At 40.5% G+C, this 26,398-nt stretch carries 29 protein-coding genes and 2 riboswitches; of the genes, 3 read left to right on the top strand and 26 right to left on the bottom strand.

What is annotated here, in order from left to right:
• Window positions 1-22: 22 nt before the first annotated feature.
• The 23 genes from yunB to ACSU6B_RS02910 all read right to left on the bottom strand — a co-directional run bounded on the left by yunB (window position 23) and on the right by ACSU6B_RS02910 (window position 23,413).
• Entirely contained in the window at window positions 23-808 is a 786-nt protein-coding gene (gene yunB / locus ACSU6B_RS03020) for a sporulation protein YunB (RefSeq protein WP_410882637.1), read from the bottom strand.
• Between the two features lie 81 nt (window positions 809-889).
• Window positions 890-1,192 carry a YunC family protein gene (locus ACSU6B_RS03015; RefSeq protein ID WP_410882797.1) on the bottom strand — a complete coding sequence of 101 codons (303 nt, stop codon included), beginning with the start codon at window positions 1,190-1,192 and terminating at the stop codon, window positions 890-892.
• Between the two features lie 62 nt (window positions 1,193-1,254).
• Window positions 1,255-2,607, bottom strand: coding sequence for a bifunctional metallophosphatase/5'-nucleotidase (locus ACSU6B_RS03010; RefSeq protein ID WP_410882635.1), 1,353 nt, complete (start codon window positions 2,605-2,607; stop codon window positions 1,255-1,257).
• Between the two features lies 1 nt (window position 2,608).
• A complete protein-coding gene (locus ACSU6B_RS03005; RefSeq protein ID WP_410882633.1) occupies window positions 2,609-3,436 on the bottom strand; it encodes a sulfite exporter TauE/SafE family protein in 828 nt (275 codons plus the stop codon).
• Between the two features lie 39 nt (window positions 3,437-3,475).
• The gene (locus tag ACSU6B_RS03000) at window positions 3,476-4,321 is read right to left on the bottom strand and encodes a DUF72 domain-containing protein (RefSeq protein WP_410882631.1); all 846 of its coding nucleotides are present in this window, start codon (window positions 4,319-4,321) and stop codon (window positions 3,476-3,478) included.
• A 263-nt stretch (window positions 4,322-4,584) separates the two neighbouring features.
• Complete coding sequence (gene sufB / locus ACSU6B_RS02995) at window positions 4,585-5,982, bottom strand: Fe-S cluster assembly protein SufB (protein WP_088089493.1); 1,398 nt, start codon at window positions 5,980-5,982, stop codon at window positions 4,585-4,587.
• 90 nt (window positions 5,983-6,072) lie between these two features.
• Window positions 6,073-6,516, bottom strand: a complete 444-nt coding sequence (gene sufU, locus ACSU6B_RS02990) for a Fe-S cluster assembly sulfur transfer protein SufU (protein ID WP_410882629.1) — start codon at window positions 6,514-6,516, stop codon at window positions 6,073-6,075.
• Window positions 6,506-7,735 (bottom strand): cysteine desulfurase, encoded by a 1,230-nt coding sequence (locus tag ACSU6B_RS02985; RefSeq protein WP_410882627.1) that lies wholly within the window; start codon window positions 7,733-7,735, stop codon window positions 6,506-6,508. The genes sufU and ACSU6B_RS02985 overlap by 11 nt, the downstream gene beginning before the upstream one ends.
• Window positions 7,735-9,045 (bottom strand): Fe-S cluster assembly protein SufD, encoded by a 1,311-nt coding sequence (gene sufD / locus ACSU6B_RS02980; RefSeq protein ID WP_168245597.1) that lies wholly within the window; start codon window positions 9,043-9,045, stop codon window positions 7,735-7,737. The genes ACSU6B_RS02985 and sufD overlap by 1 nt, the downstream gene beginning before the upstream one ends.
• Window positions 9,046-9,066: 21 nt before the next feature.
• Window positions 9,067-9,852 (bottom strand): Fe-S cluster assembly ATPase SufC, encoded by a 786-nt coding sequence (gene sufC, locus ACSU6B_RS02975; protein ID WP_088089497.1) that lies wholly within the window; start codon window positions 9,850-9,852, stop codon window positions 9,067-9,069.
• 395 nt (window positions 9,853-10,247) lie between these two features.
• On the bottom strand, window positions 10,248-11,087 hold the full coding sequence (locus ACSU6B_RS02970) for a MetQ/NlpA family ABC transporter substrate-binding protein (RefSeq protein ID WP_410882625.1): 840 nt from the start codon (window positions 11,085-11,087) through the stop codon (window positions 10,248-10,250).
• Between the two features lie 16 nt (window positions 11,088-11,103).
• Entirely contained in the window at window positions 11,104-11,769 is a 666-nt protein-coding gene (locus ACSU6B_RS02965) for a methionine ABC transporter permease (RefSeq protein WP_215005393.1), read from the bottom strand.
• Window positions 11,762-12,787 (bottom strand): methionine ABC transporter ATP-binding protein, encoded by a 1,026-nt coding sequence (locus tag ACSU6B_RS02960; protein ID WP_410882622.1) that lies wholly within the window; start codon window positions 12,785-12,787, stop codon window positions 11,762-11,764. Before ACSU6B_RS02960 ends, ACSU6B_RS02965 begins: the two co-directional genes overlap by 8 nt.
• 166 nt (window positions 12,788-12,953) lie before the next feature.
• Window positions 12,954-13,063, bottom strand: a riboswitch (SAM riboswitch).
• 133 nt (window positions 13,064-13,196) lie between these two features.
• Window positions 13,197-14,513: an O-acetylhomoserine aminocarboxypropyltransferase/cysteine synthase family protein gene (locus tag ACSU6B_RS02955; protein ID WP_410882620.1), complete on the bottom strand. Its 1,317-nt coding sequence runs from the start codon at window positions 14,511-14,513 to the stop codon at window positions 13,197-13,199.
• Window positions 14,514-14,578: 65 nt separating this feature from the next.
• A riboswitch (SAM riboswitch) is annotated at window positions 14,579-14,689 on the bottom strand.
• Window positions 14,690-14,768: 79 nt separating this feature from the next.
• A complete protein-coding gene (locus tag ACSU6B_RS02950; RefSeq protein ID WP_410882618.1) occupies window positions 14,769-15,128 on the bottom strand; it encodes an SCP2 sterol-binding domain-containing protein in 360 nt (119 codons plus the stop codon).
• Window positions 15,129-15,668: 540 nt separating this feature from the next.
• Window positions 15,669-15,977: a thioredoxin family protein gene (locus tag ACSU6B_RS02945; RefSeq protein ID WP_168245604.1), complete on the bottom strand. Its 309-nt coding sequence runs from the start codon at window positions 15,975-15,977 to the stop codon at window positions 15,669-15,671.
• A 7-nt stretch (window positions 15,978-15,984) separates the two neighbouring features.
• Window positions 15,985-16,341 carry a toprim domain-containing protein gene (locus tag ACSU6B_RS02940; protein WP_410882616.1) on the bottom strand — a complete coding sequence of 119 codons (357 nt, stop codon included), beginning with the start codon at window positions 16,339-16,341 and terminating at the stop codon, window positions 15,985-15,987.
• A 146-nt stretch (window positions 16,342-16,487) separates the two neighbouring features.
• The gene (locus ACSU6B_RS02935; protein ID WP_214715623.1) at window positions 16,488-16,727 is read right to left on the bottom strand and encodes a YusG family protein; all 240 of its coding nucleotides are present in this window, start codon (window positions 16,725-16,727) and stop codon (window positions 16,488-16,490) included.
• 108 nt (window positions 16,728-16,835) lie between these two features.
• Entirely contained in the window at window positions 16,836-17,219 is a 384-nt protein-coding gene (gcvH, locus tag ACSU6B_RS02930; protein WP_215005408.1) for a glycine cleavage system protein GcvH, read from the bottom strand.
• Between the two features lie 80 nt (window positions 17,220-17,299).
• A complete protein-coding gene (locus ACSU6B_RS02925; RefSeq protein WP_410882614.1) occupies window positions 17,300-17,656 on the bottom strand; it encodes an arsenate reductase family protein in 357 nt (118 codons plus the stop codon).
• 194 nt (window positions 17,657-17,850) lie between these two features.
• Entirely contained in the window at window positions 17,851-19,635 is a 1,785-nt protein-coding gene (locus ACSU6B_RS02920; protein WP_410882612.1) for an acyl-CoA dehydrogenase family protein, read from the bottom strand.
• A 95-nt stretch (window positions 19,636-19,730) separates the two neighbouring features.
• Window positions 19,731-20,906: an acetyl-CoA C-acetyltransferase gene (locus ACSU6B_RS02915; protein WP_215005417.1), complete on the bottom strand. Its 1,176-nt coding sequence runs from the start codon at window positions 20,904-20,906 to the stop codon at window positions 19,731-19,733.
• A 122-nt stretch (window positions 20,907-21,028) separates the two neighbouring features.
• Entirely contained in the window at window positions 21,029-23,413 is a 2,385-nt protein-coding gene (locus ACSU6B_RS02910; RefSeq protein ID WP_410882610.1) for a 3-hydroxyacyl-CoA dehydrogenase/enoyl-CoA hydratase family protein, read from the bottom strand.
• 191 nt (window positions 23,414-23,604) lie between these two features.
• Here ACSU6B_RS02910 and ACSU6B_RS02905 point away from each other — a divergent pair, with 191 nt between their 5' ends.
• From ACSU6B_RS02905 to ACSU6B_RS02895, 3 genes are all read left to right on the top strand, one after another.
• The gene (locus ACSU6B_RS02905) at window positions 23,605-23,739 is read left to right on the top strand and encodes a YuzL family protein (RefSeq protein WP_215005423.1); all 135 of its coding nucleotides are present in this window, start codon (window positions 23,605-23,607) and stop codon (window positions 23,737-23,739) included.
• Window positions 23,740-23,842: 103 nt separating this feature from the next.
• Complete coding sequence (locus tag ACSU6B_RS02900) at window positions 23,843-24,136, top strand: hypothetical protein (protein WP_088089513.1); 294 nt, start codon at window positions 23,843-23,845, stop codon at window positions 24,134-24,136.
• A gap of 30 nt (window positions 24,137-24,166) precedes the next feature.
• Window positions 24,167-24,526 carry a spore coat protein gene (locus tag ACSU6B_RS02895; protein ID WP_410882608.1) on the top strand — a complete coding sequence of 120 codons (360 nt, stop codon included), beginning with the start codon at window positions 24,167-24,169 and terminating at the stop codon, window positions 24,524-24,526.
• 45 nt (window positions 24,527-24,571) lie between these two features.
• On the opposite strand, the gene ACSU6B_RS02890 is transcribed toward ACSU6B_RS02895, so the two are convergent.
• Genes ACSU6B_RS02890 through ACSU6B_RS02880 form a run of 3 tightly spaced genes read right to left on the bottom strand, consistent with a single transcriptional unit; the run spans window position 24,572 to window position 26,373 of the window.
• Entirely contained in the window at window positions 24,572-24,823 is a 252-nt protein-coding gene (locus tag ACSU6B_RS02890; RefSeq protein ID WP_410882606.1) for a YusU family protein, read from the bottom strand.
• Window positions 24,783-25,562, bottom strand: a complete 780-nt coding sequence (fhuF, locus tag ACSU6B_RS02885; protein WP_410882604.1) for a siderophore-iron reductase FhuF — start codon at window positions 25,560-25,562, stop codon at window positions 24,783-24,785. The genes ACSU6B_RS02890 and fhuF overlap by 41 nt, the downstream gene beginning before the upstream one ends.
• Window positions 25,555-26,373, bottom strand: a complete 819-nt coding sequence (locus tag ACSU6B_RS02880; RefSeq protein ID WP_410882795.1) for an ABC transporter ATP-binding protein — start codon at window positions 26,371-26,373, stop codon at window positions 25,555-25,557. The genes fhuF and ACSU6B_RS02880 overlap by 8 nt, the downstream gene beginning before the upstream one ends.
• Window positions 26,374-26,398 lie beyond the last annotated feature (25 nt).

Below are 26,398 nucleotides of genomic sequence, written 5' to 3'. Positions count from 1 at the left end.
TCCATGGTGGATAGTCCTATTTTTAGTTCCCCGATTTTTTCGAGTCCGACTGTTTATCTGGAAGCTGTATTGATGGAGTTACTCCGCCGCCACTATTGTAGAATTGCGGGACATCTCCTTGTATGAGTGATCCGTCAACAGGAATACTTTGGGTAAGCTTTGTTATTTTAGTAGCAAACGGGGTAATAATCTGGACAGACACTTCAATATGAATAGAAACATCGACCCAAGTATTATTGATGCCCATATCTTTCGTCTCGATTTTAACATCCGGTTCGACTTCACCAATGGCATGGAATTTTACCGGGATCTTCGGACCAAAATTTCCTAATAAGGAAATATTTGTTGCTTGCCCTAAAGGGACATACCAAATAATTCCGTCTTCCTTTTCCGAATTTTGCGTTTCAATTTCTACATCAGTTAACTGCTCTAACGAGGCAAGATCACCTTTTTTAGCTGCTTTTAGGTTTTTTTGAATTTGAGCGGTTGTTTCCGCTAAGACCCGGTTTATATAAACTGTATTGAGTTTAACGTTGGAGGCCTTGCCATTTTCACTTGGTAAGATCACAATGACGTTATTGTCTTCACCTGTGTCTGTTGTCCGTTTTGTAATCGCCTTATTAATAACAAGGGAAGCAATATTACGGGTTTCGGAAGTAGCAATTCTCATTAATGTCGGCTCAATCCCCTTATTCACGAGCCATAAGCCGGTGGCAGTTGAAAATAGAAAAAAGACAAACGTCAATAGCATGACATAACGGAAAGGCAACGGTCCCTTCCTCGGAAGCCGCCTGTGAAACTTCGCCAAAAAAATCACCCCTTCAAGCTATATGTATGCTTTATAATGGGGAACTAATCCATAAAAAAAAGCCCGCATGGAGCAAGCTTTTTAAATCATTTTTAACAAGGCGTCCTTACCCATCATTCCTTGGTGAATCCCTAACGCCTCTGCCTCCCATGTTACCGACTCTAACGGCGCATTTAGGAGCTGTTCAATGGTTCTTACTCCAACAGCACGTCCGGCAATAATCTTACGGTCCTTTAATTTATCATTTAATAAACCCACATCCAAGGCACCGCACATGATATATCCCTTATCGTTCGATACGGCAAGCAAGGTTGTTTTTGGAAGTAAAACGGTAACTGCCAAAAAGGTATGGCCGTTTATTTCAATTGGTGAAAGCTCAATCAAATGGTCCACACTCCTTTCCTCTCTATCACTTTATGACAGGTTATGAAAAGCGTGTACCCATTCTATGACTGTATTTGTAATTTCCATTTTAATAAATCCCTTAGGAATTCTGGCAAGAAATACTTCTTTTCTTTTTGCGGAAGAATGTCTTTGAAAAAGTGGCCAAACGTAAACATATCAGGCAGGGCTAACGTATAATTTCTTTCATAATCGACTTCCGTCCCATGAATAAACATGACGTCTCCATGAAAACTAATTCGGTCAAAGACAAATATCCCTAACAGAGTTCCTCTGAATCCAAGTCCTTTGATATGCTTATGGATTAAGCCCTCATCCTTTGTCTGCCAATAAATCTCTTCTAATTCTTTTCCAGTTAGTTCAACCACACACGGATTTATTGGATGTGGACAAATCTTCAGCAAATCGTAAACCGTAACATCACCCGATAAAGGCCCTAACAATAGCCCTGCGTTAATCATGGCACAATCAGTGTTACACCATTCTCTTAAAGCCCTGCAAAGCATAAATGAAAACTCCGTTTCATGAAAAAGATCATTAATTACAGGCTTAGCTAAGGTGGTTACTTTTTGATTTAAATCGGCTTTTCCTTTTGTAAAATAAGCATCGATTTGCTCCTGCTCATTTTTAGCTTTCGGCAGATCTTTACTGTCATATAAAATGGCCTTCTTAGCGGTAATCTCTTTTTGTTCATCTACTTTAAGGGTAACGTGGCCAACAAAATATCCATACTTCCCTGCAGCCCCAAGGAGCGTTTCCCCCACTAGCTTTCCTTTTTCAAGGAAGTGATGGGTATGTGATTCTAATATGACATCAATTTCAGGAAAATCTACAGCAATTCTTTCGTCTTCCTGAAGACCCAGATGGGAGAGTAAAATGATGATGTCAGATTCTGCTTTTACTTTTTCAATCCATTTTTTCAGCTCTTCAATCGGCTCTGTCACCTTCCAGCCCAGTAAACCATAAAGATGGGCAAACGGTGCCGTTAAACCGATGACACCCACCCTTGTGCCCTTTTTCGAATGATAAATCTTATATGCCTTTACCCAGCTAGGATAGCATCCATCTTGCTGATAAAGATTAGCTAACAGAACGTCAAACTGAGCCTTTCCATATAGTTCATTTAAGTCTTCATAGGGAAGGTTAACCCCTTCATTGTTTCCAATCGTAACCGCTGTATACTGGCTCTCATTTAAGAGTTCAATATTCCCTTTTCCTCTAGTAGCTTCTGTGAAAGGATGCCAGCGATCAATAAAGTCTCCTATATCAAATAGAAAGACATCCTCTTCGTTTTGATGATGCCTCTCATGTTCTTTTGCTAGGAACTGCTTAATTCGGGGCCAATTTTCAAAGTGACTGTGGACATCGTTTGTATGATAAATATGTATGGTTTCCATCCTAGACCTGCCCAAAAATTCCTTGATAAATTAACCTGATTCCAACAATGACAAGAATGGTTCGTAAAATTACCACAATTGTTTTACTCTTAAGCTTTGTGTTTAAAAAGACACCCACCTTAGCTCCAATCCAAGCCCCAGGAACCAATGCTAGAGCATAAAGCCAGTCCACATTTCCTAAAGTAATATGTGTAATTGAGCTCAGCAAGGATGTTGGTAAAATCATAAACATTGACGTGGCGGTTGCCACATGTGGTGGAAAGAAAAAAACCAAAATCATGGTCGGAACCATTAAGGACCCGCCGCCCACACCAAAGACTCCCGATAAAAAGCCCACTATAAAAGCAATCAGGACTCCCACTATTGGGTTATAGCCATATTCAAAGGTTTTACTCGCATTATCTGTAAAAGTGCGGATGATTCCCCGATCTTTCTGATAAGGAATGGGCTTTAATTTGTCCTTCAGTAATAAAATAATCGAAATAAAAATAATAAATAAACCGAAAAAGATATTGAACGTCTTCATATGTAAGCCTTCAGTTACCCATGCGCCCAGAATACTCCCTGGACCACTTCCGATTAGAAAAATCAGGCCGCTTTTATAATCAACTGTTTTGTGTTTCATATAAGCTAATGTAGATGATAGACCTGTAAAAATCATCGTAAACAGTGATGTTCCTACCGCAACCTGAGGTGTTATATGTCCAAAGGCTGATAGGGTTGATAAATAAAGCAACGAGGGAACAATAATAATTCCGCCGCCTAATCCTATCAGCGAGCCTAACGAACTCGCAATAAGTCCAATCACTACTAGAATAATCCATTCCATGTTTTCTTTCTCCTAACCTCTCGCTGTTTTGTATCCCTTTTATAATAAATCTAGCTGGCGTGGAGCAAGTCCCTGATATTCAATTTGTAAAAGGTTGACCATTTCCTTGGCATTGCCTGCCGCATCTCCGCCAGAGTTGTTGTTAAAAAGGAGATAAACATCTCTTGATTCCTGGGCTAATTTTTGAATGGAATCTGCCCATTCTTCTAGCTCTTTTTGGTTATAGCGGTAAAGATAACGGACCTCACGCCAATCCTCTCCGATTCGTTTTTGCCAGCCATGGACATTACGGCCATGAAAACGGACAACAACCTTCTCTTGAGTGGTCGCCTGTACTACCATTGGGATAGAACCTTCTCCGGATTGTGGTTCATCACAAATACTATGAATCCATTTTTCTTTTGTCATAAAATCAAGTGTTTTTTGACGATACTGGGGAGTGAACCATGACTGATGTCTAAATTCTAACGCGCAAGGAAGGTCACCCATCTCATGCTTGCACCATCTTAAGTATTCGACATTTTCGCGAGTACATGTAAACCATGGTGGAAATTGAAAAAGGGTCATCGCTAGTTTATTCGTTTCTATGTATGGTTCGAGCGAATCTTTGAAGGCTCGGAACATCGCCTGTTTATTTTCAAACGGAATTTCCCCTCGCATATGTCCGGTCATTCCCTGGTAGGCTTTGACAATAAACTGGAAGCTGGCAGGTGTTTCATTGACCCACTTCTCAGCATTTCTTTTTGGCTGAATCGCATAAAAGGCTGAATCTACCTCTACGATTGGAAAGTGGCCTGCATATGCTTTCAGTTTGTCCCTTGACGAAATTTGGCCTGGATATAAGCTATCATGGTCGCCCCAGCCGGTTACACCGATGTAGATCAAAAAACTCACCTCCAACTATTAATAATAGCATATCCATTTTTCGATTTGAGAAAAAGGGTCGAAGATATTTAGGTGAAAACAACAATTTCATGGCAAATGGGGGCAGTCGCCAGTAAAGTGAGGCTATCCGCCAGTTTCTCACCTTATCCGCCAATATACTGGTGCTATCCGACAGTAAACCACACCTATCCGACAGTAAACTGATTTTCAACGCAAAAACCCGCCTGCCATTGCGGCAAAGCGGGTAAATTTTATAAAAAATATTAACCGATCGATCCTTCCATTTCGAACTTAATGAGACGGTTCATTTCAACGGCGTATTCCATTGGTAATTCTTTCGTAAATGGCTCAATAAAGCCCATAACGATCATTTCTGTTGCTTCCTGCTGAGAAATACCACGGCTCATCAAGTAGAAGAGCTGCTCTTCAGAAACTTTAGAAACCTTAGCTTCATGCTCGAGCGAAATGTTATCGTTTAAGATTTCATTGTATGGGATTGTATCTGATGTCGACTTGTTATCCATAATTAATGTATCACATTCGATATTAGAACGTGCCCCATCTGCCTTACGACCGAAATGAACTTGGCCGCGATAGGTTACTTTACCGCCATGCTTAGAAATTGATTTAGAAACGATGGTTGACGATGTATTTGGAGCTAAATGAATCATTTTCGCCCCAGCATCCTGGTGCTGACCTTTACCAGCAATTGCAATCGAAAGCGTCATACCACGAGCGCCTTCGCCTTTTAAAATAACGGCAGGATACTTCATCGTTAATTTTGAACCGATGTTACCATCAATCCATTCCATTGTTGCATTGGCATCACAAACCGCACGCTTTGTTACAAGGTTAAAGACGTTATTAGCCCAGTTTTGGATCGTTGTATAACGGCAGTAAGCATCTTTTTTTATAACAATCTCTACAACGGCACTGTGCAGGGAGTTTGTTGTATAGACTGGTGCTGTACAACCCTCAACGTAATGCACGTGTGCGCCTTCATCAACAACGATTAATGTCCGTTCAAATTGACCCATGTTTTCAGAGTTAATACGGAAGTAAGCCTGTAATGGCGTATCTACTTTCACACCAGGTGGCACATAGATAAACGAGCCGCCTGACCATACAGCAGAGTTAAGCGCAGAAAACTTGTTATCAGTTGGCGGGATTGTTTTTCCAAAGTGTTCACGGAATATATCTTCATTTTCCCTTAAAGCAGAATCTGTATCCTTAAAGACAATTCCTAAGTCTTCAAGTTCTACCTTCATGTTGTGGTAAACAACTTCAGATTCGTACTGTGCGGATACACCAGCAAGATACTTTTGTTCAGCTTCTGGAATTCCTAGCTTATCAAAAGTTGCCTTGATTTCTTCTGGTACTTCATCCCATGACTTCTCTGATTTTTCGGATGGTTTTACATAATAAGTAATTTCATCGAAATTTAAAGAAGCCATATCCCCGCCCCATTGTGGCATAGGCATTTTGTAAAAATGCTCAAGCGACTTCAAACGGAAGTCTAACATCCATTGTGGCTCATTCTTTAATTTAGATATTTCTTTTACAATATCAGATGTTAAACCACGTTTTGATCGGAATATGGAAACGTCTTTATCGGCAAAACCATATTTATAATCACCGATTTCCGGCATTTTTTTCGCCATCGTCGTGTTCCTCCATTCTTCGAAAAGCGGAAGCGCCTTAGTTAGGCACTGGAGCTGGACATTGCCTTCTCCCACCGCGTTTTCTTAATTTTATGCTTGTTCCTCTTCTTTCAAACCTTTTTCCATCGCTTTCCACGCTAGTGTGGCACATTTGATGCGGGCTGGAAACTTACTAACACCCTGAAGTGCTTCAATATCACCTAAATCGAGATCGTCATCGTCATATTCGATCCCCTGCATCATATCAGAAAAGATCTTCGCTAACTTTAAAGCTTCTTCGATTTTTTTCCCCTTAATTGCTTGCGTCATCATCGAAGCAGATGACATAGAAATCGAGCAGCCTTCCCCTTCTTGCTTTGCGTCGATCACAATTCCATTCTCCACTTTTAGGGTTAATTGAATACGGTCACCACAAGTAGGGTTATTCATATTAATGGTATGGCTGCCATCCTCTAAAACACCGCGATTACGAGGATTTTTATAATGATCCATAATCACCTGACGGTACAGTGTATCTAAATTATTAGAAGACATCGCTGAAATACTCCTTTGTTTTAACAAGTCCTTCAACAAGTTTATCTATATCATCTTCTGTATTATACAAGTAGAAGCTTGCACGTGCAGTCGCGGAGGCTTTAAGCCATCTCATTAGCGGCTGGGCACAATGATGTCCGGCACGAACAGCAATACCTTCCGCATCAAGTACCGTTGCTACATCATGGGGATGTACATCACTTAAATTAAAGGTGATTAGTCCTGCCCGCTTCGCTGCATCAAGTGGACCGTAAATAGTCATTCCTTCTACAGCAGACATTTTTTCTAAAGCATATGCTGCAAGTTTATGTTCATGTTCGGCAATCTGGTCTAAGCCCACTTCATTTAAAAATTCGATAGCAGCCCCAAGACCAATGGCGCCTGCAATGATTGGGGTACCACCTTCAAACTTCCAAGGCAGCTCTTTCCAAGTTGATTCGTACAATTGCACAAAATCAATCATTTCGCCGCCAAATTCGATTGGCTCCATGTTTTCAAGTAGATGTTTTTTTCCATAAAGAACACCAATACCGGTCGGACCGCACATTTTATGTCCTGAAAAGGCTAGAAAATCACAATCTAAATCTTGAACATCAATTTTCATATGCGGAGCACTTTGCGCTCCGTCTACAACCATGATAGCCCCATTCTCGTGTGCAATTTGAGCAATTTCTTTGACCGGATTTATGACGCCAAGTACGTTTGATACTTGCATGACAGATACAACCTTAGTGTTTGCTGTAATCGTCGCACGTGCATCATCGAGTGAAATTGTTCCATCTGCTTGAAGTGGAATGTATTTCAACTGGGCGCCTGTCCGTCTGGCCACTTGCTGCCACGGAATGATATTACTATGGTGCTCCATATAGGTTATAACGATTTCATCGCCTGCTTTTAAATTCGCTGCCGCATAGCTTGCAGCCACCGTATTCAAAGACGTTGTCGTTCCACGGGTAAAAATTACTTCTTGAATGGACTTGGCATTGATGAACTTACGAACCTTTTCCCTTGAACCTTCGTAAGCATCTGTTGCTCTTGTTCCTAGTGTATGCACGCCACGATGGACATTGGAATTGATTTCACGATAATATTTTTCAATTGCCTCGATTACTTGGAGCGGCTTTTGAGATGTTGCAGAACTATCCAAGTATACCAATGGCTTCCCATTGACCTCTTGTTCTAAGATTGGAAATTGTGCACGAATATCCTGGATATTCATTAGCGTACTTTCCTTTCAATTACCTCAGTTAACTGTTTCTTTACTCCTTCAATTGGGAGCTGATTCACAACCGGTGCAAGGAAACCATGAATAACTAAGCGCTCTGCTTCTTCTTTACGAATTCCGCGGCTCATCAAGTAGTAAAGCTGAACAGGGTCAACACGTCCGACAGAAGCAGCGTGGCCTGCTGTTACATCATCTTCATCAATCAAAAGAATTGGGTTAGCATCACCGCGTGCTTTTTCACTTAGCATAAGTACGCGTGATTCTTGTTCCGCATTTGATTTAGATGCACCATGTTCTATTTTTCCGATACCGTTAAAAATGGAGGTAGCACTGTCCTTCATGACACCATGCTTTAAGATATAACCTTCACTATTTCTTCCAAAGTGTACAACCTTTGTGGTAAAGTTTTGCGTTTGCTCGCCACGCCCAACAACGACTGTTTTCGTATCACCGTAGGAGCCATCACCGATCAAATTAGTTGTGTTATCTGAAATTGTATTTCCTTCATTCATTAAACCTAATGCCCATTCAATTCGTGCATCTCTTCCGACAACACCACGACGATTTACATAGGTTGTGATTCCTTTTGCAAGCGTATCAACTGCGCCAAATTGAACTTTCGCGTTTGTATTTACAATGACTTCCGTCAAGATATTTGCAACAGTAGTTGATACTTCCATCGTTGAAATGTAGTTTTCAACATAGGTTACTTTGCTATTGTCCTCAGCGACGACTATGACATGATTAAACAAGTTCGCCTGATCATTATCATGTACATAAATGGCATGTATTGGTTCAGAGACTTCTACATTTTTTGGAATGTATAAGAAAACTCCGCCATTGACTAGTGCAGCATTTAGAGCGGTTAAGCGATGCTCATCGGCATTGATGGCTTGTGTCATATAATACTTTTTCAATAAGTCACCATGTTCTTTAGCTGCTGTAAAAATATCTGTGAAAATAACACCTTGGCTCTTTAGCTCTTCCGATAAAGATAAAAAGGCCGGAGTTTGATTTCGTTGAATATATAAATTATTATTTTCAGCATCCACATCAATCAGTGCTTTTACTTCTTCTGGCAATTCAGCAAGTGAAGTATAAGGAGCACTTTTTACAGTATGTTGTGAGAATTGGGTGAAGTTCCACTTATCAATCTTTGTTTTGTCTGGTCTTGGCATTGGCAGTTGATCGAACTCAGCTAATGCTTTTAGACGTAGTTCTTCAAACCAAGCAGGCTCGCTCGTTTCTTTTGAAAAGGAGCGAACATTGTCCTTGTCAAATGGTAATTTGGTTTCAGTTGTCATTGTAATCCTCCTAACCCTCTCTTACGCTTCTTGCCCAACTGTTTCATCTTCAATTCCTAGCTCTTGTTTGATCCAGTCATATCCTTCAGCTTCTAAGCGTTGTGCCAGTTCTGCTCCACCGGATTTTACAACACGGCCTTGCATCATCACATGCACATGGTCTGGAGTGATATAGTTTAAAAGTCGTTGATAATGTGTAATAACTAAGCAGCCAAAATCTTCACCGCGCATTTGATTGATCCCTTTTGAAACTACCTTCAAAGCATCGATATCTAGTCCGGAGTCAATTTCATCTAAAATTGCAATTTTCGGTTCTAACATCATTAATTGCAGGATTTCGTTACGTTTTTTCTCACCGCCGGAGAAGCCTTCGTTTAAATAGCGTTGTGCCATATCAAGGTCCATTTCAAGGTATTCCATTTGCTTATCCATTTTGCGGATGAATTTCATTAATGAAATTTCATTTCCTTCACCAAGACGGCTATTAAGTGCTGAACGTAAAAAATCCGCATTGGTAACGCCGTTAATTTCACTAGGGTATTGCATTGCAAGGAATAGACCAGCTCGTGCACGCTCATCTACTTCCATATCCAGGACATTTTGTCCATCTAAAGTGATTGTTCCGCTTGTCACTTCATATTTTGGATGACCCATAATTGCAGAAGATAAAGTGGATTTACCCGTACCGTTTGGACCCATGATTGCGTGGATTTCTCCACCCTTTATTTCAAGGTTCACACCTTTTAAAATTTCTTTCCCATCAATTGCTACATGTAAATCTTTGATCGTTAAAGTTGATCCAGCCATATCTATACCTCCGAAAAGAAAGTGTTGTTTCTTGTAGATTGAGTTATTCTATAACTCTATTCTCATTTTATTCTCATTCCAATCTTATAACAAATGAAATGTATTAGCAACTCTTAAACAGTAAAAACAGTCCATCTATTTTCATTAAGCTTGTACCAAATGAGAATGAAAAGGGGATTTGGAGTGGTTTTGAATAATAATTCAGTATATTATTATTAATGGAAATGACACTCGATTAAAATCATACCTCATTTTTTTAGCATTTCCAAGTGAATTCAGGTCTAATGTTCTCTCTATTTTTACCCATCGTCATTGTTTAAATGTATGCCATCTTTAGACACAACTACAGAGAAAAAGCCAGTGTTTCCACACTGACTTTCTTCCTATTTATTACCTTATTTAGAAACTGGTACAACGGCACCTTTGTATTTATCAAGAATGAAGTCTTGAATTTCTTTTGAGTGAAGCACTTCTACAAGCGTTTTGATTTCTTTTCGGTCTTTGTCCTCTGAACGAACGACAATTAGGTTTGCCGGAACAACGTCATCGCCTTCAAATGCGATTCCATACTTTCCGATGTCAATACCGCCTTCTAATGCGTAGTTCGTATTAATGACGACCGCATCACCTTCACCGCTATCGAAAGAAGAAGCTAATAATTTTGCTTCAATTAAAGTTGAGAAATCAAGGTTCTTTGGATTTTCGACAATATCCTCTACTCTTGCATTCGCGCCAACGCCTTCTTTAAGCTTAATTAAACCTTCTTTTTCAAATATAGGTAAGATACGTCCATGGTCACTTAGTGAATCACTCATAATGATTTTTGCACCTTTTGGAAGGTCTTTTAAGCTTTTATATTTTTTAGAATAAATTCCGATTGGTTCCTTATGAATTCCACCAACACTTACAAAATCAAAATCCTTATTCTCTTTCATTTGAAGATCTAAATACCCTGGAGTTTGAAAATAGTTTGCGTCGAGTTCTTTATCCCTTAACGCTACGTTTGGCAGGATATAATCTTGAAAAACTTGCACTTCTAGGTCAATACCTTTTTTCTTTAATAAGGGTTTTGCCGCTTCTAGCACTTCCGCATGCGGCACAGCAGATGCACCAACGACTAATTTCTTGTTACCATCTTTTCCTTCTTTTTCCCCCGCATCGTTTTTAGCACCAGCGCACGCTGTTAGGGCAAATGCTAATAGCGCAACTAAAATAAAACTAAATACTCTTTTCATAATTTAACTCCTCCTGTTATCGTTTATCTGTTTTCTTTGTAAAATAATCTCCAGCAAATTGGATGATAAATACTAAAATTAAAATCGCAATCGTTGCAACTAATGTGACAATCGGTCGATTACGCTGAAAACCTTCAAGGTAGGCAAAATGGCCAAGTCCCCCAGCTCCAATGACTCCGGCCATCGCTGTAAAGCCGACGAGCGAAATTGCTGTAACTGTAATCCCTGAAATTAATGCCGGCAAGGATTCCGGTATTAAAACTTTAAAAATGATATGACCCTGTGTTGCCCCCATCGATTGTGATGCCTCAATAACACCTTTATCAATTTCCCTAAGGGCAATTTCTACCATTCGTGCGTAAAAAGGAGCTGCTCCAATAATTAGGGCCGGCATCGCTGCATTTGCACCGAGCATGGTCCCAAGCAATAATTTTGTAAAAGGAATTAATAAAACAATTAAGATAATAAAGGGGATCGATCTGAAAATATTAACAAAGCCGGCAATAACGACATTAACAGTCCGATTAGCCCATATATTTCCTTTATCTGTTAAAAATAATAGCAGACCGAGGAATAATCCTAATATAAAAGTCGTAAACACTGAAATGGAAGTCATATAAATGGTTTCACGTGTTGCTTCTATTAAATTTTCCCACTTTACCATTTCCATAAAATCAGCCATTACTGATCACCTCCACGCCGACTTGCTGTGAGTGAATATAATCGATGGCTTTCTGTATTTCGCTTAACTGTCCATCCAAGTGAATAAATAATGTTCCGTATGATCCGTTTTGCGTGTGCGATATTTTCCCTTGAAGAATATTTACGACAACATCGAAATCTCGGATGACGTTTGTGATTAATGGTTGTTCTGCTGCTGCCCCGATGAATGAGAGCTGAACCACTTGTCCATGCGGATAAAGTTCGAGTAGATGTTTGATTGTTTCTATCGTTTCATCCGGTTCCGTTACCTGCTGGACAAATCGCTTTGTAATCGGCTGCTGCGGGTTTTTAAACACATTCAACACCGGACCAAGCTCAACGACTCTTCCGTTTTCCATTACTGCCACCTGGTGGCATATTTTACGAATGACATGCATTTCATGGGTAATCAAAACAATCGTTAAACCAAGCCGTTTATTAATATCCACTAACAAATCCAATATAGAATCTGTTGTTTGCGGGTCAAGTGCGGATGTTGCTTCATCACAAAGCAGCACTTTTGGATTGTTAGCGAGTGCCCTGGCAATCCCTACCCGTTGCTTTTGTCCACCGCTTAACTGGGATGGATAAGCATTTTCTCTTCCCTCTAGGCCAACTAATTTAATAAGCTCTTCCACTCTTTTTTTTCTTTGTGGACCATTTACACCTGCAATTTCGAGTGGAAAAGCGATATTTTCACTAACCGTCCTCGACCACAGTAAATTAAAATGCTGAAATATCATGCTGATTTCCTGACGTGCTTTTCGAAGCTCACTGCCTTTAATCTTCGAAATAACGCGGCCAGCTACTGTTACAGTTCCGTCGGTTGGCAGCTCTAATCCATTTAACATTCGGATTAAGGTACTTTTACCAGCACCACTGTATCCAATCACTCCGAATATTTCTCCCTCTTGTATTTCCAGGTTGACATCATCGACGGCTCTTAGCTGACCTTGTTTAGAAGGGAATATCTTCTGGACATTTTTTATTGATATCATTGAATCACCTGCTTCTTATCCAATTTACTTAACATTCTGAAAGATTTGTATTGTAATATACCGCTTATATAATATAGGGTTTGACTTTTTCAACAAAAAGATTCTGTTTTAACAAAATAAAAGCCTTTCTGCGCAGGCAGAAAGGCATCATTAAAAATAATCCTTTCTCCCATCTCCCAAAGCAATCGCTTTGTGTGAATTGGCACCATTTCAATAATAAATATTGACGGTTGCCGGGCTTCATCGGGCACATCCCTCCACCTCTCTTGATAAGAGCATCAAGTAACCTATATTCAATTAAAACGTTAATTTGTTTAAGTAATTATATTACGAAAGTTATCGTATCATGGATAAAAAGGGGTGTCAATGAAAATAACTTCATATTCGGAAAAATAAGTTTTGGTAACTTTTATGCATTTACCTTTAATGAGATTACACCAGTAGCAGCCAAAATAGCTGATTCGAGATCTTCGATTAAATCCTCAACATTCTCGATACCGATTGAAAGGCGAATCAAATCCTCTGTTACACCTGCAGCTTTCAGGCCATCAGCATCTAATTGCTGATGGGTGGTGCTTGCTGGGTGAATAATTAAACTTTTTGCATCGCCAACGTTTGCCACATGCGCCCATAGAGTAATCGAATCGATTAATTTGGCTCCTGCTTCTTTACCGCCTTTAATCCCGAAGACAACCATGGAACCTGCACCTTTTGGCAAGTACTTTTTGGCTAATTCATAATCTGGGTGGGACGGGTGTCCTGGATAAGATACCCATTCCACAGCAGGATGATTAGTTAAATATTCCACCACTTCTTTAGTATTAGCCACATGCTCCTTCATTCGAACATGCAGTGTTTCAAGTCCAAGGATAAACTGGAAGGAATTTTGCGGACTTAATGCCGGTCCTAAGTCACGCAGCAATTGGACACGTGCTTTGATAATATAGGCGATCTCACCTAGGGCTTCTGCATAAACCAGGTCATGGTAGCTGGCATCTGGCGTTGTAAAACCAGGGAATCGCGGCGAATTCCAATCGAACTTCCCACCATCGACAATAACTCCACCTGTAGTTGTTCCATTTCCTAAGAGCCATTTGGTGGCAGAATGAATCACAATATCGGCACCATATTCAATTGGCCGGCACAGATATGGAGTGGCAAAGGTGTTATCAATAATTAATGGAACACCTGCTGCATGAGCAATATCGGCGACTTTTTCAATATCAAGTACACGAAGGCTTGGGTTACCAATCGTTTCAGCGAAAACAGCCTTTGTTTTGTCGGTAATAGCAGCACGGAAGTTTTCCGGATTTTCAGGGTCAACAAATTTCACTTTAATCCCGTATTTTGGAAGCGTCACTGCAAAAAGATTATATGTTCCTCCATAGAGATTTGATGCCGATACGATTTCATCGCCAGCTTCAGCAATATTTAAAATGGCGAGGGTAATCGCTGCCATACCGCTAGCAACTGCTAGGGCACCAACGCCGCCTTCCAATAATGCTACTCTTTCTTCAAAAACGGTAGTAGTAGGGTTGTGAATGCGTGTGTATATGTACCCAGGTTCCGCTAAGCTAAATAGGTTTGCCGCATGCTCTGTATTCTTAAATTGATAGGCGTTGTTTTGATAAATCGGAACGGCTCGAGCCCCCGTTACCGGATCCGGAGACAATCCACCATGAACACTCAATGTTTCAAAACGATACTTCTTTTGATTTTCACCCATACTACTTCCTCCTTTTTTGCAATGCAACAAACAAAACCCCCGCTTCATAGAAGAGGGGGACTCTCTCCTCATCTCTCAGAGCATCTCCGCTCTGCTGGATTTAGCACCGTGTGATTGTGTTATAAACCGGTTGCTGGGCTTCAAAGGGCCAGTCCCTCCGCCACTCTCGATAAGAATGTTTATTGAATTGTCTTTATTATTTGATTATTCACCTAAAACTTTACAGTAAGTTTAATTCCGAGTCAATAGCTCTGATTAGAAATTTGTTATTTTTGGTAAATTTTCCTGTGCCTTTGTCAAATAGAAGACAGATTCTAGTAATAATGTGCTGCGAATTGGAGCGGAAATACGTAATTGGCCGTTATGTTCAAGGGCCCTTAACCGTTCCTTCCCTTCAAGTAGTTGTTTCATTGCCTTAAGGTCACCGCGGATTTCGGATATCGTTCGTGTCACTTCGCTATCATGAAGTATGAAAATTTCTCCATTCTTTATGATAATCTGAATGGCTTTTTGTTCACAAACCAAATTCACTCGCAAATCGATATGTTCTAGTAACGGCAGAACATGCCTTTGCTGTTTGATTGCTAATTGAAAGTTTTTCAGCATCTCTATCATAATCCACCACTCCGGTCTGCTCTCTTATATTAAATATACAGGAACGGGGCATGAAATCCTCTTTAAAGTGGTCGACAATTAACAACCTTTTGGAGGTGATTTACGGAGATTTCCTGAGAAATATGTCGGATGGAGAGAATTTTTTGAAAAGTGTTGAGAATTATTCAAACATTACTGCTGATTAAAGGGCAGCATTTTGTAAAATGAAGTTAGATTCGAAATCGAAAGGATGTGGATTATGAGTTTTAAAGACCTTAATGAATATCGAATCCCTATTGAGGCTTATGTAGTTTTTATCAACCCCCATTTTACTTGTTATAAAGCCCCACTCAATGAACTCATTATCTATCCAAATCAGCTCCCTCGCTTTATGCACAATTTAAATAAGAGACCGTCAACATTAAATGGTATGCACAAAAGGCTAGCTAATGCGTTTTGTCCGTAAGAGACCATGTTGCGGACTGTTCCCTCTCTTCTCGGGTAGGATTTTACTTAAGAGGCTTGAGTACACCTAAAAAGCAGATGCAAGCGCGCATCTGCTTAGGATAAATGCTGTTTTATTTTTTCAAGCAAAAATGGAACTGATTGAAAAGCGTAGAGGGTTTCTTTTATCTTGCCGGCTTCAACAAATAATAGGCAAGGGACACTTTCAATTGCTAAATCCCTAGCAAGGTCTGGGTAGAAATTTAAATTCATTTTTCCCATATCTAACTCTACTAGTTGCTCAATGACCTGCAGCATTTTTGAAGCTACCTGACAGGTACCGCACATGGGTGTATAAAAATAGACTAACCCGGTCGCCTTTTTTTCAAGAAAGGCAGATAAATCTGTTCGATTCCATTCGTTCATATATCTTTTAACCCATTTCTAAAAATTCAGTATGAACATCGATATTCGCCCCTATTAGAACGGTTGCCAAATGGTGCACTGGCGCAGTTGCCACCTCACGATACATCCGGTCAATATACAAATGTTCCGCTTTCGGAAATTCTCGTTTTAACTGTTTGCGAAGCTTTTCACCTGAGGAGTCGGCATCCACAAGAATATAGACATCCTTATCCTCAAGAAATTCAATTAGTTCATCTAATTTTGTGATACTGATTGTACCATTGGTACAAATAATTTCTACTGGTTCCTTAACAATTCTTTTGACCTTATTTTTATCTGATTTTCCTTCGACAATAAGAACTTTGTCAACATACGAATCATTCATCATCCATCACCTGTATTAGAAGTTGTTTATGTTAACATATTCTAAAATATTGATTACGTGTGTATTCTTCTGCCTATGTTAACTTTATCATTATTGTCATTTTAAAAATAGTGTTTTGACTCAGAATTCACGTGAAATTTACCTAGTTAACACCAACCTCCATCATCACAATCTGTATATTTTGCATTAGGGTTTTCTGTTGTCGTGACATGTTGATAGATTTTTTGCTGATCCACTTCAAAATGATGCTCTAATTCTACTTGCATGTGATCTGAAAGCTTCATTTTTCCAATCGGTGTATTATCAAGAAACAGTTCCATTTCCCCATTTTTCATTTTGCCAATCACTCGATCAGTAACATCGACTCTTTGCTGTTTTAACGTCATTCTCCCACCCTCTTCAATATATTTATTATAAGGTCCCCTAAAATAGTAGAAGAAAAAGTGGGAAATTAAGAGAAAAAGCACCTTGACAAGGTGCTTTTTCGGGATTAATTAATCTTCTTTAATCATTTCTTCATATTGTTCAGCAGTCATGAGCTTGTCTAGTTCGCTGCTGTCTGATAATTCAATGACAATCATCCATGCTTTTTCATATGGAGATTCGTTGACAAACTCAGGGCTATCACTTAAATCTTCATTTACTTCAACGACTTTACCACTAACTGGAGCGTAAAGCTCAGAAACGGTTTTTACAGATTCAACACTTCCAAATGGTTCGTCAGCAGATATCTCATCGCCAACTTCTGGAAGTTCAACGAAAACGATATCTCCTAATTCATGCTGTGCAAAATCAGTAATCCCAACACGCACTTTTTCCCCTTCAACCTTTACCCATTCATGTTCTTCTGAATACCGTAATTCTTTTGGTGTACTCATCTTAAAAAACCTCCATTTATTTTTTTAAAATCTATCATCGAAATAAATCGATTCCCATTAGTAATGAAGGAAGAGCAGGCTTACAGCCACATTTTTTCATACTCTTCTTCTTTAAAGCCCACGGTGACATTTTCACCATCAGTTAAAATCGGCCGTTTGATTAACATGCCATCGGAAGCCAGTAATTCTAGCAGTTCTTCATCAGTTGCAGACTTCATTTTATCCTTTATACCTAATTCACGATATTTCATACCGCTTGTGTTAAAGAATTTCTTTAATTCCAGTCCGCTTTTTTGATAAAATTCCTGCAATTCCTCACGACTTGGAGGATGTTCAACAATATGTACTTCTTCATAGGAAAGCTGATGGGCATCCAGCCATTTCTTCGCGTTTCGACAAGTGCCGCATTTCGGATACCAGTAAAACGTCAGAGACATCAATATCACCGCCTTTTCCTATAAAATATCAATGACTTATTAGTGTCAATTGAATATTATCATACCGTTTTTCAAAATCCTAATGCAAAAAATATGTTCTACTTACAAAAAATTCGACTAATTTTTCAAAATTCCTTCCTTTTCTAATATAAAAATTTAAGCCCCCTTCCTAATAGAAAGGGAGCCTGATTTAATTAAACAAGATAGCGTTCAGCCTTAATTATGATATCAGCAGCTTCACGTTTTTTCACAATGACATTAATTGGAGTATGACGTGTAAATTTACGAAGCGAGGACAACATCATACGCAAGGTATCGCCTTGTTCAACAGCCACTAATGTTTCTTTGGCAATCGCCTCAAGCTCATTGAAGGCTTCTTGGCAGTAAATTTGTGTATAAAGAAGTTTCTGCTTGTTCTTATCTAAACCAGTTTTTGCAATCGCCTTTTCAGTACGTAACACAACGGACTCCATTGCATACACGTTAGAAATAAGATCCGCGATATTTGCTAAAACTTCCTGCTCTTTTTCAAGTGCCTTGCCATATTTTTGCGTGGCTAAACCAGCTGCTAAAAGGGCAATCTTTTTTGCATTTCTTACAAGATATTTTTCCTGTGCAAGTGGCTCATCACCAGGTTCTTCTGGTGTTAACATCATTAATTCCTCTTGAAGGGCCACTGCCTTTTGGAATAATGGGAGCTCTCCCTTGAACGCTTTTTTCAATAAGGTGCCTGGCACTAGCAGGCGGTTAATTTCATTTGTTCCTTCAAAAATACGCTGAATACGTGCATCACGATATGCTCTTTCAATTGGATACTCCTGCATAAATCCGTATCCACCATGAATTTGTACACCTTCATCCGTTACATAGGCTAATACTTCACTTGCAAAGAATTTATTCAATGAACACTCAATCGCATATTCGGCAATTGAATTTGCCACTAATTTAATATCCTTTTCTTCTTCAGTTGAAAGTTTGCCTTGGTTTTCTTCGTACAGACCTATGGTACGATAAACAGAGCTTTCTGCCGCGTAAATCTTAGAGGCCAGGGTTCCGAATTTTTCTTTGGTTAAATTGAATTGTGAAATTGGTGTTTTAAATTGTTGACGCCCATTTGCATATTTAACAGTCAATTCAAAGGCCTTCTTGGAACCACCCACACTGCCAACTGCAAGCTTGTAACGCCCGATATTTAAGATGTTAAAGGCAATCACATGACCTTTACCAATTTCACCTAATAAATTTTCGACAGGAACGGGAACATCTTCTAAAATAAGCGTCCGAGTGGAAGAACTCTTAATTCCCATTTTCTTTTCCTCTGCACCAGTTGAAACTCCAGCGAAATCCCGATCAACAATGAATGCAGTGAATTGCTCGCCATTAATTTTTGCATATACTACAAATACATCAGCAAAACCGGCATTGGTAATCCATTGCTTTTCCCCGTTTAGAATATAATGAGTACCTGCAGCATTTAATTTAGCCGTTGCTCTGGCACCAAGGGCATCAGAACCAGAACCCGGTTCAGTTAAGGCATAAGCGGCCAGCTTTTCACCTGATGCAAGGGCAGGTAAATATCTGCGTTTTTGGTCCTCGTTCCCGAATAACACGATTGGCAGGGAACCAATTCCCACGTGTGCCCCGTGAGAAAGAGAGAAACCACCGCCTCCAGCCATTTTTTCGGTAAGTAGCGATGAGGTAATCTTATCTAGGGCTAAGCCTTCATATTCCTCCGGTACGTCAACTGCTAACAACCCAAGTTCACCGGCTTTTTTAAGGAGCTTCACCGTCCGGTCAAACTCATGGTTTTCTAAATGTTCAAGCTGTGGAACCACTTCTTTTTCAACAAAATCTTCTGCTGTTTTCGCAATCATCAAATGCTCTTCGGTAAAATCCTCCGGTGTAAATAGTTGCTCATAAGAAATATCTTCAATTAAAAAGCTTCCGCCTTTAATGATTTTTTCTGTTTGGTTTGCCATTATTTATTCCTCCTAATCTTTGATTAGTGGGGGCAGATAGCCGCCCCCTTGTAAAAGGTATATGTTGCAGTTTGCTTGGGACAGCCCAAAATGGATTAAAGTAATTCAAATACGCCCGCTGCACCCATTCCGCCGCCAATACACATGGTTACTACACCAAATTGTTCTTTCCTGCGTTTTAATTCGTGAATGAGTGAGAGCGTTAATTTTGCTCCTGTACATCCAAGCGGATGTCCTAAGGCAATGGCGCCTCCATTTACGTTAACAATTTCATCATTTAGACCTAATTCACGAATAACTTGGAGGGATTGGGAAGCAAAGGCTTCATTCAATTCAAATAAGTTAATATCCGATAACTCTAGACCTGCAAGTTTAACCGCTTTTGGAATCGCAACAACCGGTCCAACACCCATAATTTCAGGCGGGACACCGCCAACAGCAAAGGATCTGAATTTTGCCAATGGCTTAAGACCAAGTGCCTCTGCCTTTTCACGGTCCATGACAAGCAAGACGGCAGCCCCGTCACTTGTCTGTGAGGCATTACCAGCCGTTACCGAACCTGTCACGGAGAAAGCCGGGCGGAGTTTACCTAATGTCTGCAAATTTGTATCTGGGCGAACGCCTTCATCCTGTGAAAATTGAATTGTTTTTTCAACAAGCTTATTGTCATTACCGACCGTCCGAATCGTCACATCGACTGGAACAATTTCATCGAAGAATTTCCCTTCGGTAATCGCTTTTGCGGCACGCTGATGGCTTCTTACCGCAAAAGCATCTTGATCCTCGCGGGAAATTCCATATTTCATCGCCACTTGCTCGGCCGTGTGACCCATTCCCATATAATATTGAGGAGCCGTTTCTGCTAGTTTGATATTTGGACGGACGACATGCCCCATCATGGGGATCATACTCATGGATTCAGCACCGCCAGCGATAGCTGTATCGGTGTGGCCAAGCATGATTCCCTGTGCGGCATAAGCAATTGCTTGCAATCCTGAAGAACAGAAACGATTCACTGTGATGGCAGGTACAGTGTATGGAAGTCCTGCTAAAGCTCCAATATTACGAGCCATGTTGTTGCCTTGTTCCGCTTCAGGCATTGCACATCCAATGATTAAATCATCAATATTCCCTTCATAATTTCCAGCACGCCTTAATGTTTCCTTTACCACCAATGCTCCCAAATCATCAGGGCGAACATGGGCGAGCGTACCTTTCTTCGCTTTACCTACCGGGGTCCTTGCTCCGGCAACGATTACCGCTTCTCTCATGTAAGTTCCCTCACTTTCTGTTAAATTAGAAAAATACGAATCTATTTTGGGGTCTATCCTCTCGTTCTTAACGATCTAAGCGAAACCTTTTATAAGAGGGGGTCAGCCCCCTTTTTTTAAAATTAGTTTCTTAATGGTTTACCCTTCACAAGCATATGCTGCATGCGCTGCTGGGATTTTGGCTCCGAAATAAGGCTTAAGAAAGCTTCTCTTTCAAGATCCAATAAATATTGCTCATCAACTTCTGTCCCAAATGGCACTTTTCCGCCTGCAATCACATAGGCAATTTTCTTGGCAATTTTCAGATCATGCTCTGAAATATACCCAGATAAACGCATCGCTTCGGCACCAAGTAACAGGGTCGCATAGCCAGTTTCACCAACGACCGGCACCTTTCTGCGTACTTTCGGCTTATAGCCTTGTTCGTGTAAGGCTAACACTGCTTGCTTCGCATCATAAAGTAGATGATCATTATTAAAGCTGATTCCATCAGAAGAATCCAAGAAATTATTTTCACGTGCTTCTTCAGCGGAAGTGGAAACTTTTGCGGTGGCAATCGTTTCAAACACTTTATTTGCGACATTTTGCAGGTCAAATGGTACACCGTTTGGAAGGTTTTCTAAGTGCTTCATATAAAGCTCTTTGTTTCCGCCGCCGCCTGGAAGTAAGCCGACACCGACTTCAACAAGACCCATATACGTTTCGGCTGAAGCTTGAATGTGCGCAGCCGGCAGGCACACCTCAGCACCACCGCCAAGTGTCATTCCAAACGGGGCAGCGACGACTGGCTTAGGGCTGTATTTCACTTTCAGCAAGGCACTATGAAGGTGACGGACAATCATATCCAACTCATAAATATTGTCATCCTGGACTTCCATGAGCATCATCGCTAGGTTTGCTCCGACACAGAAGTTCTTTCCTTGGTTCCCGATGACTAGCCCCTTATAGTTCTTCTCAACTTCTTCCACGGCAAAGTTAATCATTTGAACAATATCAAGACCAATGGCATTGTTAGGTGAATGGAACTCTAATAGAGCTACGCCATCACCGATATCAATCAGACTTGCCCCGCTATTCTTTTTAATAACACCTTTTTGTTTCTTAATCTTTTTCAGGTCGAGTGCCTTCGGATTAAGTTCAACCAATCGATATTGGCCGTTATCATAGAAGAACAACTCGCCATTTTCTTCTAAATAGAAGGATGAATGTCCCTTTTCTAACATTTCCGTTACCCAGGCTGGAACTTCAAGACCGGCTTCCTTCATTTTTTGAACGGATTTTTCCACACCAATCGCATCCCATGTTTCGAATGGGCCTGTTTCCCAGCCAAAGCCCCATTTCATTGCGCGGTCGATGGAAACGATATTATCAGCAATCTCGCCTAATAGCTGAGCAGAGTATACAAGCGACTGTGCCATTGTATTCCATAAGAATTGTCCGGCCCGATCATTGGCATATACAAGCGCTTTCAATTTATTCGCTGTCCCTTTTTCCTGCTTGCTAAGTTCAACCGCAGGTGTCGATAACTTTTTACGTGGACCATATTCTAATGTGTTTGGATCCAATTCAAGAATCTCTTTCCCTTTTTTCAAAAAGAAGCCTTGACCTGATTTGCTTCCAAGCCATCCTTTTTCAACCATTGCTTTCAAAAAGGCCGGGATTTCGAAAACTTCCTTTTCTTTGCCTTCGACTTTTTCATAGACGTTATTAGCCACATGATAGAATGTGTCCAATCCAACCACGTCTAGGGTTCGAAAGGTTGCACTCTTTGCACGGCCAATGAGTGGCCCAGTGATGGAGTCTACTTCGCCGACACTTAAGCCCGCCTTCAGCATTTCCTGAATAGTTACGAGCAGACCGTAAGTCCCGATCCGGTTAGCGATAAAGTTTGGTGTATCCTTGGCGACAACCACACCTTTTCCTAAGACATCCTCACCGAAAGTTTTCATGAATGAAATTACTTCTGGAGCCGTATATTGAGTAGGAATCACTTCAAGTAATTTCAAATAGCGCGGCGGGTTAAAGAAGTGAGTGCCAAGGAAATGCTTTTGGAACTCTTCGGAACGGCCTTCAATCATTGCTTCTACAGAAATTCCAGATGTATTGGAACTGATAATGCTGCCTGGTTTTCGGTATTGCTCGACCTTTTCAAATACCTGTTTCTTGACATTGAGGTTTTCAACAACCACCTCAATGACCCAGTCCACATCTTTCAATTTGACTAAATCATCTTCCAGGTTACCTGCTTCAATCAGTGCCAAATTCTTTTTCACCGCTAATGGCGCAGGTTTTTGCTTCAATAATTTTTGAATAGATGTTGCACTGATGCGGTTACGTACTTGTTTATCCGCTAAAGTCAGTCCTTTTGCTTCTTCTTCTTTCGTTACTTCACGTGGCACAATATCCAATAATAGTGTAGGAATACCGATATTCGCTAGGTGGGCAGCAATTCCTGCCCCCATGACTCCGGACCCTAGGACAGCTGCTTTTTTAATCAATTGGTTCAACCTTGTCTCCCCCTTCAAACTTTGAATGAATACTCATTCATTTTTTTGTCAAAAAAAATTCACATGTGAATGAGTCTTATTATTACTTACTATAGAATATTTTGAAAATTTGTGCAATCCATAAACGTGGAATTTTATAATTTTTTTTAAAAAATATATAAAAGGGCACCCTAATATCCGAGGTGATAACGATGGCGAAAATGAAGAAGGATCCTTCTAAAGCAGGCGTTAGTGCTGCAAGTGTGAAGGGCAATGGCGGGCCAGGCGGCGAAGAGGCTCAAGTTGACAAAAAAAACAGCCAAAACAATCAATTTAGACGAGGATGAAGAAAAACAGGCTGAGCACTTCAGCCTGTTTCTCTTTTTGCATAAAAATTCCTGTTTGAGAGACCATATAGTCGTAAAGATTACACGAATTAGGAGGGTTATTATGCAGCAACAAAATATGAATATGCCCAACATGAACATGCAAAATCAACAAACAAGGATGCCAGAACCTCCCGGAGTTGTATCAACAAAAGATGCCCTTTATTTAACAGATATGATGTCATGGAATTTGCTCTCTGCTAAAAAAGCACACTTTTTTGCCGGTCAGTGTCAGGACCCTGAATTAAAAGCGGAAGCAGAAAAAGTGGGACAAATGCACCAGCGTCATTACCAACAACTGCTAGGTCACCTAGGACAGCACGCCAACCAACAGCAGCCACTCAATAATATGCAATAAAGAAAAGACGCAAAAGGGAGGAAAGTTGAAATGAATCAAAATCAAAATCAAAACCAAAACCAACAACAAAAGATAAAAAACCCTGAGACCCAGGTACCAAAAACGCCGCAAATGAACGAACGCGATTTCATCAATGATTTACTAACAACGGAAAAGTATATGACAAGTGCTTACAGTATGGCCCTGCATGAAGCAAGCCACGAAGGATTGTATCAGGACATTATGCAGGTTTTTACAGAAACTCAGCAATGCCAGCGCAACCTTTATGACCTCATGTTTAAAAAGGGCTGGTATTCAGTTGAAGCCGCTGATCAGCAAAAGCTGCAGCAGTCCTACCAGCAATTTCAAGGGTATACGAACCAATTACCATCTGGCGGTACCCTTCAATAATAGCAAAAACCGGAGGCAGCGCTGCTTCCGGTTTTTGTATGTAGCTTATTTTTGAGATGAGGAACGGTGCTGTTCATTCATGACTTTTATTTCATTAATAATCTGCATCATTTCTTCCTTCGCATCCGGGTAGAGCCCATTCCAGTGCTTAGCCAGAGCAGGCATTGACTTGGCGATATGCGAATACAAAGCCCATACCTTCACCTTTTCCCTCGTCTCATCAGTGGCTTCCCCCACCAAAAGTTCACTATATTTTTCAAGCAAAGCTTCGAACTGCTTCACAAATACTTTCTCCATCATGACACCTTCTGTCCTTTGTAATTTGGGTACATGGGCAAGTTTTGCAGCGTTTACCAGCCGGCAATTGGTATGTAAAACAACAGGTCTTTCTCAATCTTATCTTAGCATCCCATTCTTCCAAATAGATCTTTTCAGCAAAGTATTTTTGCAGTGGATTTAAGTTGTATCGGCCAAATAACGACCCTTCGGCTTCTAATATTAAGTAGCGAAAATCCTCTGCAACTTGCTCATAATCTTTTAGTTCGGTTTCATAGAGCCAAAATAAGTAGACAGCGATATTTTCCCACAGGATTAACTTCGAAATACCGATTGTTTTTTCCAGTTGTGAGATCAGTGGAAAAATGTTCATTGCAAACAGATCTTTCAAAACCCTGGCTCGCCATTCAGAACGGTCGTTTCCATCCCAGTCCTGAACTGTAACATCGTTAAATGAAATTGCCGGAAGCCAATCTCTCCCTTGAACAGCCGACTCCATTTTTATATTATCCAACGATACATTTAGCTTTTTATTCAAAGCAGTCATCGCATAAAGCGACATCACTACTAAAAAGGCATAGCGTTTGATGAAAATGGAAGCAGCTGCTTTTTCAGACGGCGCCTCAAGGGCATCGGTTAAATTTTTCAAAAAGGCCTTAAGGTTCGATTCATCTAAGAGATCAGCAACATTGAATGAATGCTCTAAGCTGGCCTTGAATCTGTATTTTTCCAATTGATTTTCCATGAATAATTTAACCATTCATCGCTACCGCCTTTTCGAGGATACATCTTCCCTTTCCATAAGGAATGCAGAGCGGTGTCCCAAATAGTGGGTCTATTGTTACCTCACAATCCATGCCAAAAACATTTTTGACGAGGCTGCAATTAATGACATGTTCCGGTTTTCCTTGGTCATATACCTTCTGATCCTTGATAGCCACGACATTATGGGCGTAACGGCAGGCCAGATTGAGATCGTGAAGCACCATGACAACGGTCCGCTTTTTCTTTTCATTTAGTTCAAACAGCAAATCGAGGATTTCGATTTGGTGGGTCATATCCAGGTAGGTAGTCGGTTCATCTAATAGAATGATATCAGTATCCTGAGCCAGTGTCATCGCGATCCAGGCACGCTGTCTCTGACCTCCAGAGAGCGAATCAACCGTTCTTTCTTTTAGGTCCACTAATCGAGTTGCCTTGAGGGCGTCATTGACCTTTTTCTCATCTTCCTCTGACCATTGTTTTAACCATGTTTGGTGTGGATAGCGGCCTTGTTTGACGAGTTGCAGGACGGTTAACCCTTCAGGTGCTGCAGGCGATTGTGGTAAAATTGCCATCTTTTTCGCAATGTCCTTCGTGGACAGCTTGGCAATCGCTTTCCCTTCAAGCAAAACAGCCCCAGACTTTGGCTTCAAGAGACGAGCGATTGAACGAAGCAGAGTTGATTTTCCGCAGCCATTTCCGCCAATAAACACGGTAATTTCCCCCTTTGGAATCTTCAAATCTAATTCATCAATAATGAGAGTCTCCCCATAGGTTAGTGATAAATTCTTCGTTTCAATCGCATTCATCATCTGACAGCTCCTTGTCGACTTT

The organism is Neobacillus sp. C211 (genome assembly GCF_051842875.1).
Taxonomy (GTDB): domain Bacteria; phylum Bacillota; class Bacilli; order Bacillales; family Cytobacillaceae; genus Neobacillus.
Note: the sequence above shows the minus strand (reverse complement) of the source record. Positions and strands in the feature narration are given on the sequence as shown.

Bases quoted from the DNA above. Each gene is read 5' to 3' on its own strand.
- ACSU6B_RS03010 (WP_410882635.1), bottom strand. From the start codon at position 2,607: ATGGAAACCATACATATTTATCATACAAACGATGTCCACAGTCACTTT.
- ACSU6B_RS03005 (WP_410882633.1), bottom strand. From the start codon at position 3,436: ATGGAATGGATTATTCTAGTAGTGATTGGACTTATTGCGAGTTCGTTA.
- sufB (WP_088089493.1), bottom strand. From the start codon at position 5,982: ATGGCGAAAAAAATGCCGGAAATCGGTGATTATAAATATGGTTTTGCC.
- sufU (WP_410882629.1), bottom strand. From the start codon at position 6,516: ATGTCTTCTAATAATTTAGATACACTGTACCGTCAGGTGATTATGGAT.
- ACSU6B_RS02985 (WP_410882627.1), bottom strand. From the start codon at position 7,735: ATGAATATCCAGGATATTCGTGCACAATTTCCAATCTTAGAACAAGAG.
- sufD (WP_168245597.1), bottom strand. From the start codon at position 9,045: ATGACAACTGAAACCAAATTACCATTTGACAAGGACAATGTTCGCTCC.
- sufC (WP_088089497.1), bottom strand. From the start codon at position 9,852: ATGGCTGGATCAACTTTAACGATCAAAGATTTACATGTAGCAATTGAT.
- ACSU6B_RS02970 (WP_410882625.1), bottom strand. From the start codon at position 11,087: ATGAAAAGAGTATTTAGTTTTATTTTAGTTGCGCTATTAGCATTTGCC.
- ACSU6B_RS02965 (WP_215005393.1), bottom strand. From the start codon at position 11,769: ATGGCTGATTTTATGGAAATGGTAAAGTGGGAAAATTTAATAGAAGCA.
- ACSU6B_RS02960 (WP_410882622.1), bottom strand. From the start codon at position 12,787: ATGATATCAATAAAAAATGTCCAGAAGATATTCCCTTCTAAACAAGGT.
- ACSU6B_RS02955 (WP_410882620.1), bottom strand. From the start codon at position 14,513: ATGGGTGAAAATCAAAAGAAGTATCGTTTTGAAACATTGAGTGTTCAT.
- ACSU6B_RS02950 (WP_410882618.1), bottom strand. From the start codon at position 15,128: ATGATAGAGATGCTGAAAAACTTTCAATTAGCAATCAAACAGCAAAGG.
- ACSU6B_RS02945 (WP_168245604.1), bottom strand. From the start codon at position 15,977: ATGAACGAATGGAATCGAACAGATTTATCTGCCTTTCTTGAAAAAAAG.
- ACSU6B_RS02940 (WP_410882616.1), bottom strand. From the start codon at position 16,341: ATGAATGATTCGTATGTTGACAAAGTTCTTATTGTCGAAGGAAAATCA.
- ACSU6B_RS02935 (WP_214715623.1), bottom strand. From the start codon at position 16,727: ATGACGTTAAAACAGCAAAGAGTCGATGTTACTGATCGAGTGATTGGC.
- gcvH (WP_215005408.1), bottom strand. From the start codon at position 17,219: ATGAGTACACCAAAAGAATTACGGTATTCAGAAGAACATGAATGGGTA.
- ACSU6B_RS02925 (WP_410882614.1), bottom strand. From the start codon at position 17,656: ATGTCTCTGACGTTTTACTGGTATCCGAAATGCGGCACTTGTCGAAAC.
- ACSU6B_RS02920 (WP_410882612.1), bottom strand. From the start codon at position 19,635: ATGGCAAACCAAACAGAAAAAATCATTAAAGGCGGAAGCTTTTTAATT.
- ACSU6B_RS02915 (WP_215005417.1), bottom strand. From the start codon at position 20,906: ATGAGAGAAGCGGTAATCGTTGCCGGAGCAAGGACCCCGGTAGGTAAA.
- ACSU6B_RS02905 (WP_215005423.1), top strand. From the start codon at position 23,605: ATGGCGAAAATGAAGAAGGATCCTTCTAAAGCAGGCGTTAGTGCTGCA.
- ACSU6B_RS02900 (WP_088089513.1), top strand. From the start codon at position 23,843: ATGCAGCAACAAAATATGAATATGCCCAACATGAACATGCAAAATCAA.
- ACSU6B_RS02895 (WP_410882608.1), top strand. From the start codon at position 24,167: ATGAATCAAAATCAAAATCAAAACCAAAACCAACAACAAAAGATAAAA.
- ACSU6B_RS02890 (WP_410882606.1), bottom strand. From the start codon at position 24,823: ATGGAGAAAGTATTTGTGAAGCAGTTCGAAGCTTTGCTTGAAAAATAT.
- fhuF (WP_410882604.1), bottom strand. From the start codon at position 25,562: ATGGTTAAATTATTCATGGAAAATCAATTGGAAAAATACAGATTCAAG.
- ACSU6B_RS02880 (WP_410882795.1), bottom strand. From the start codon at position 26,373: ATGAATGCGATTGAAACGAAGAATTTATCACTAACCTATGGGGAGACT.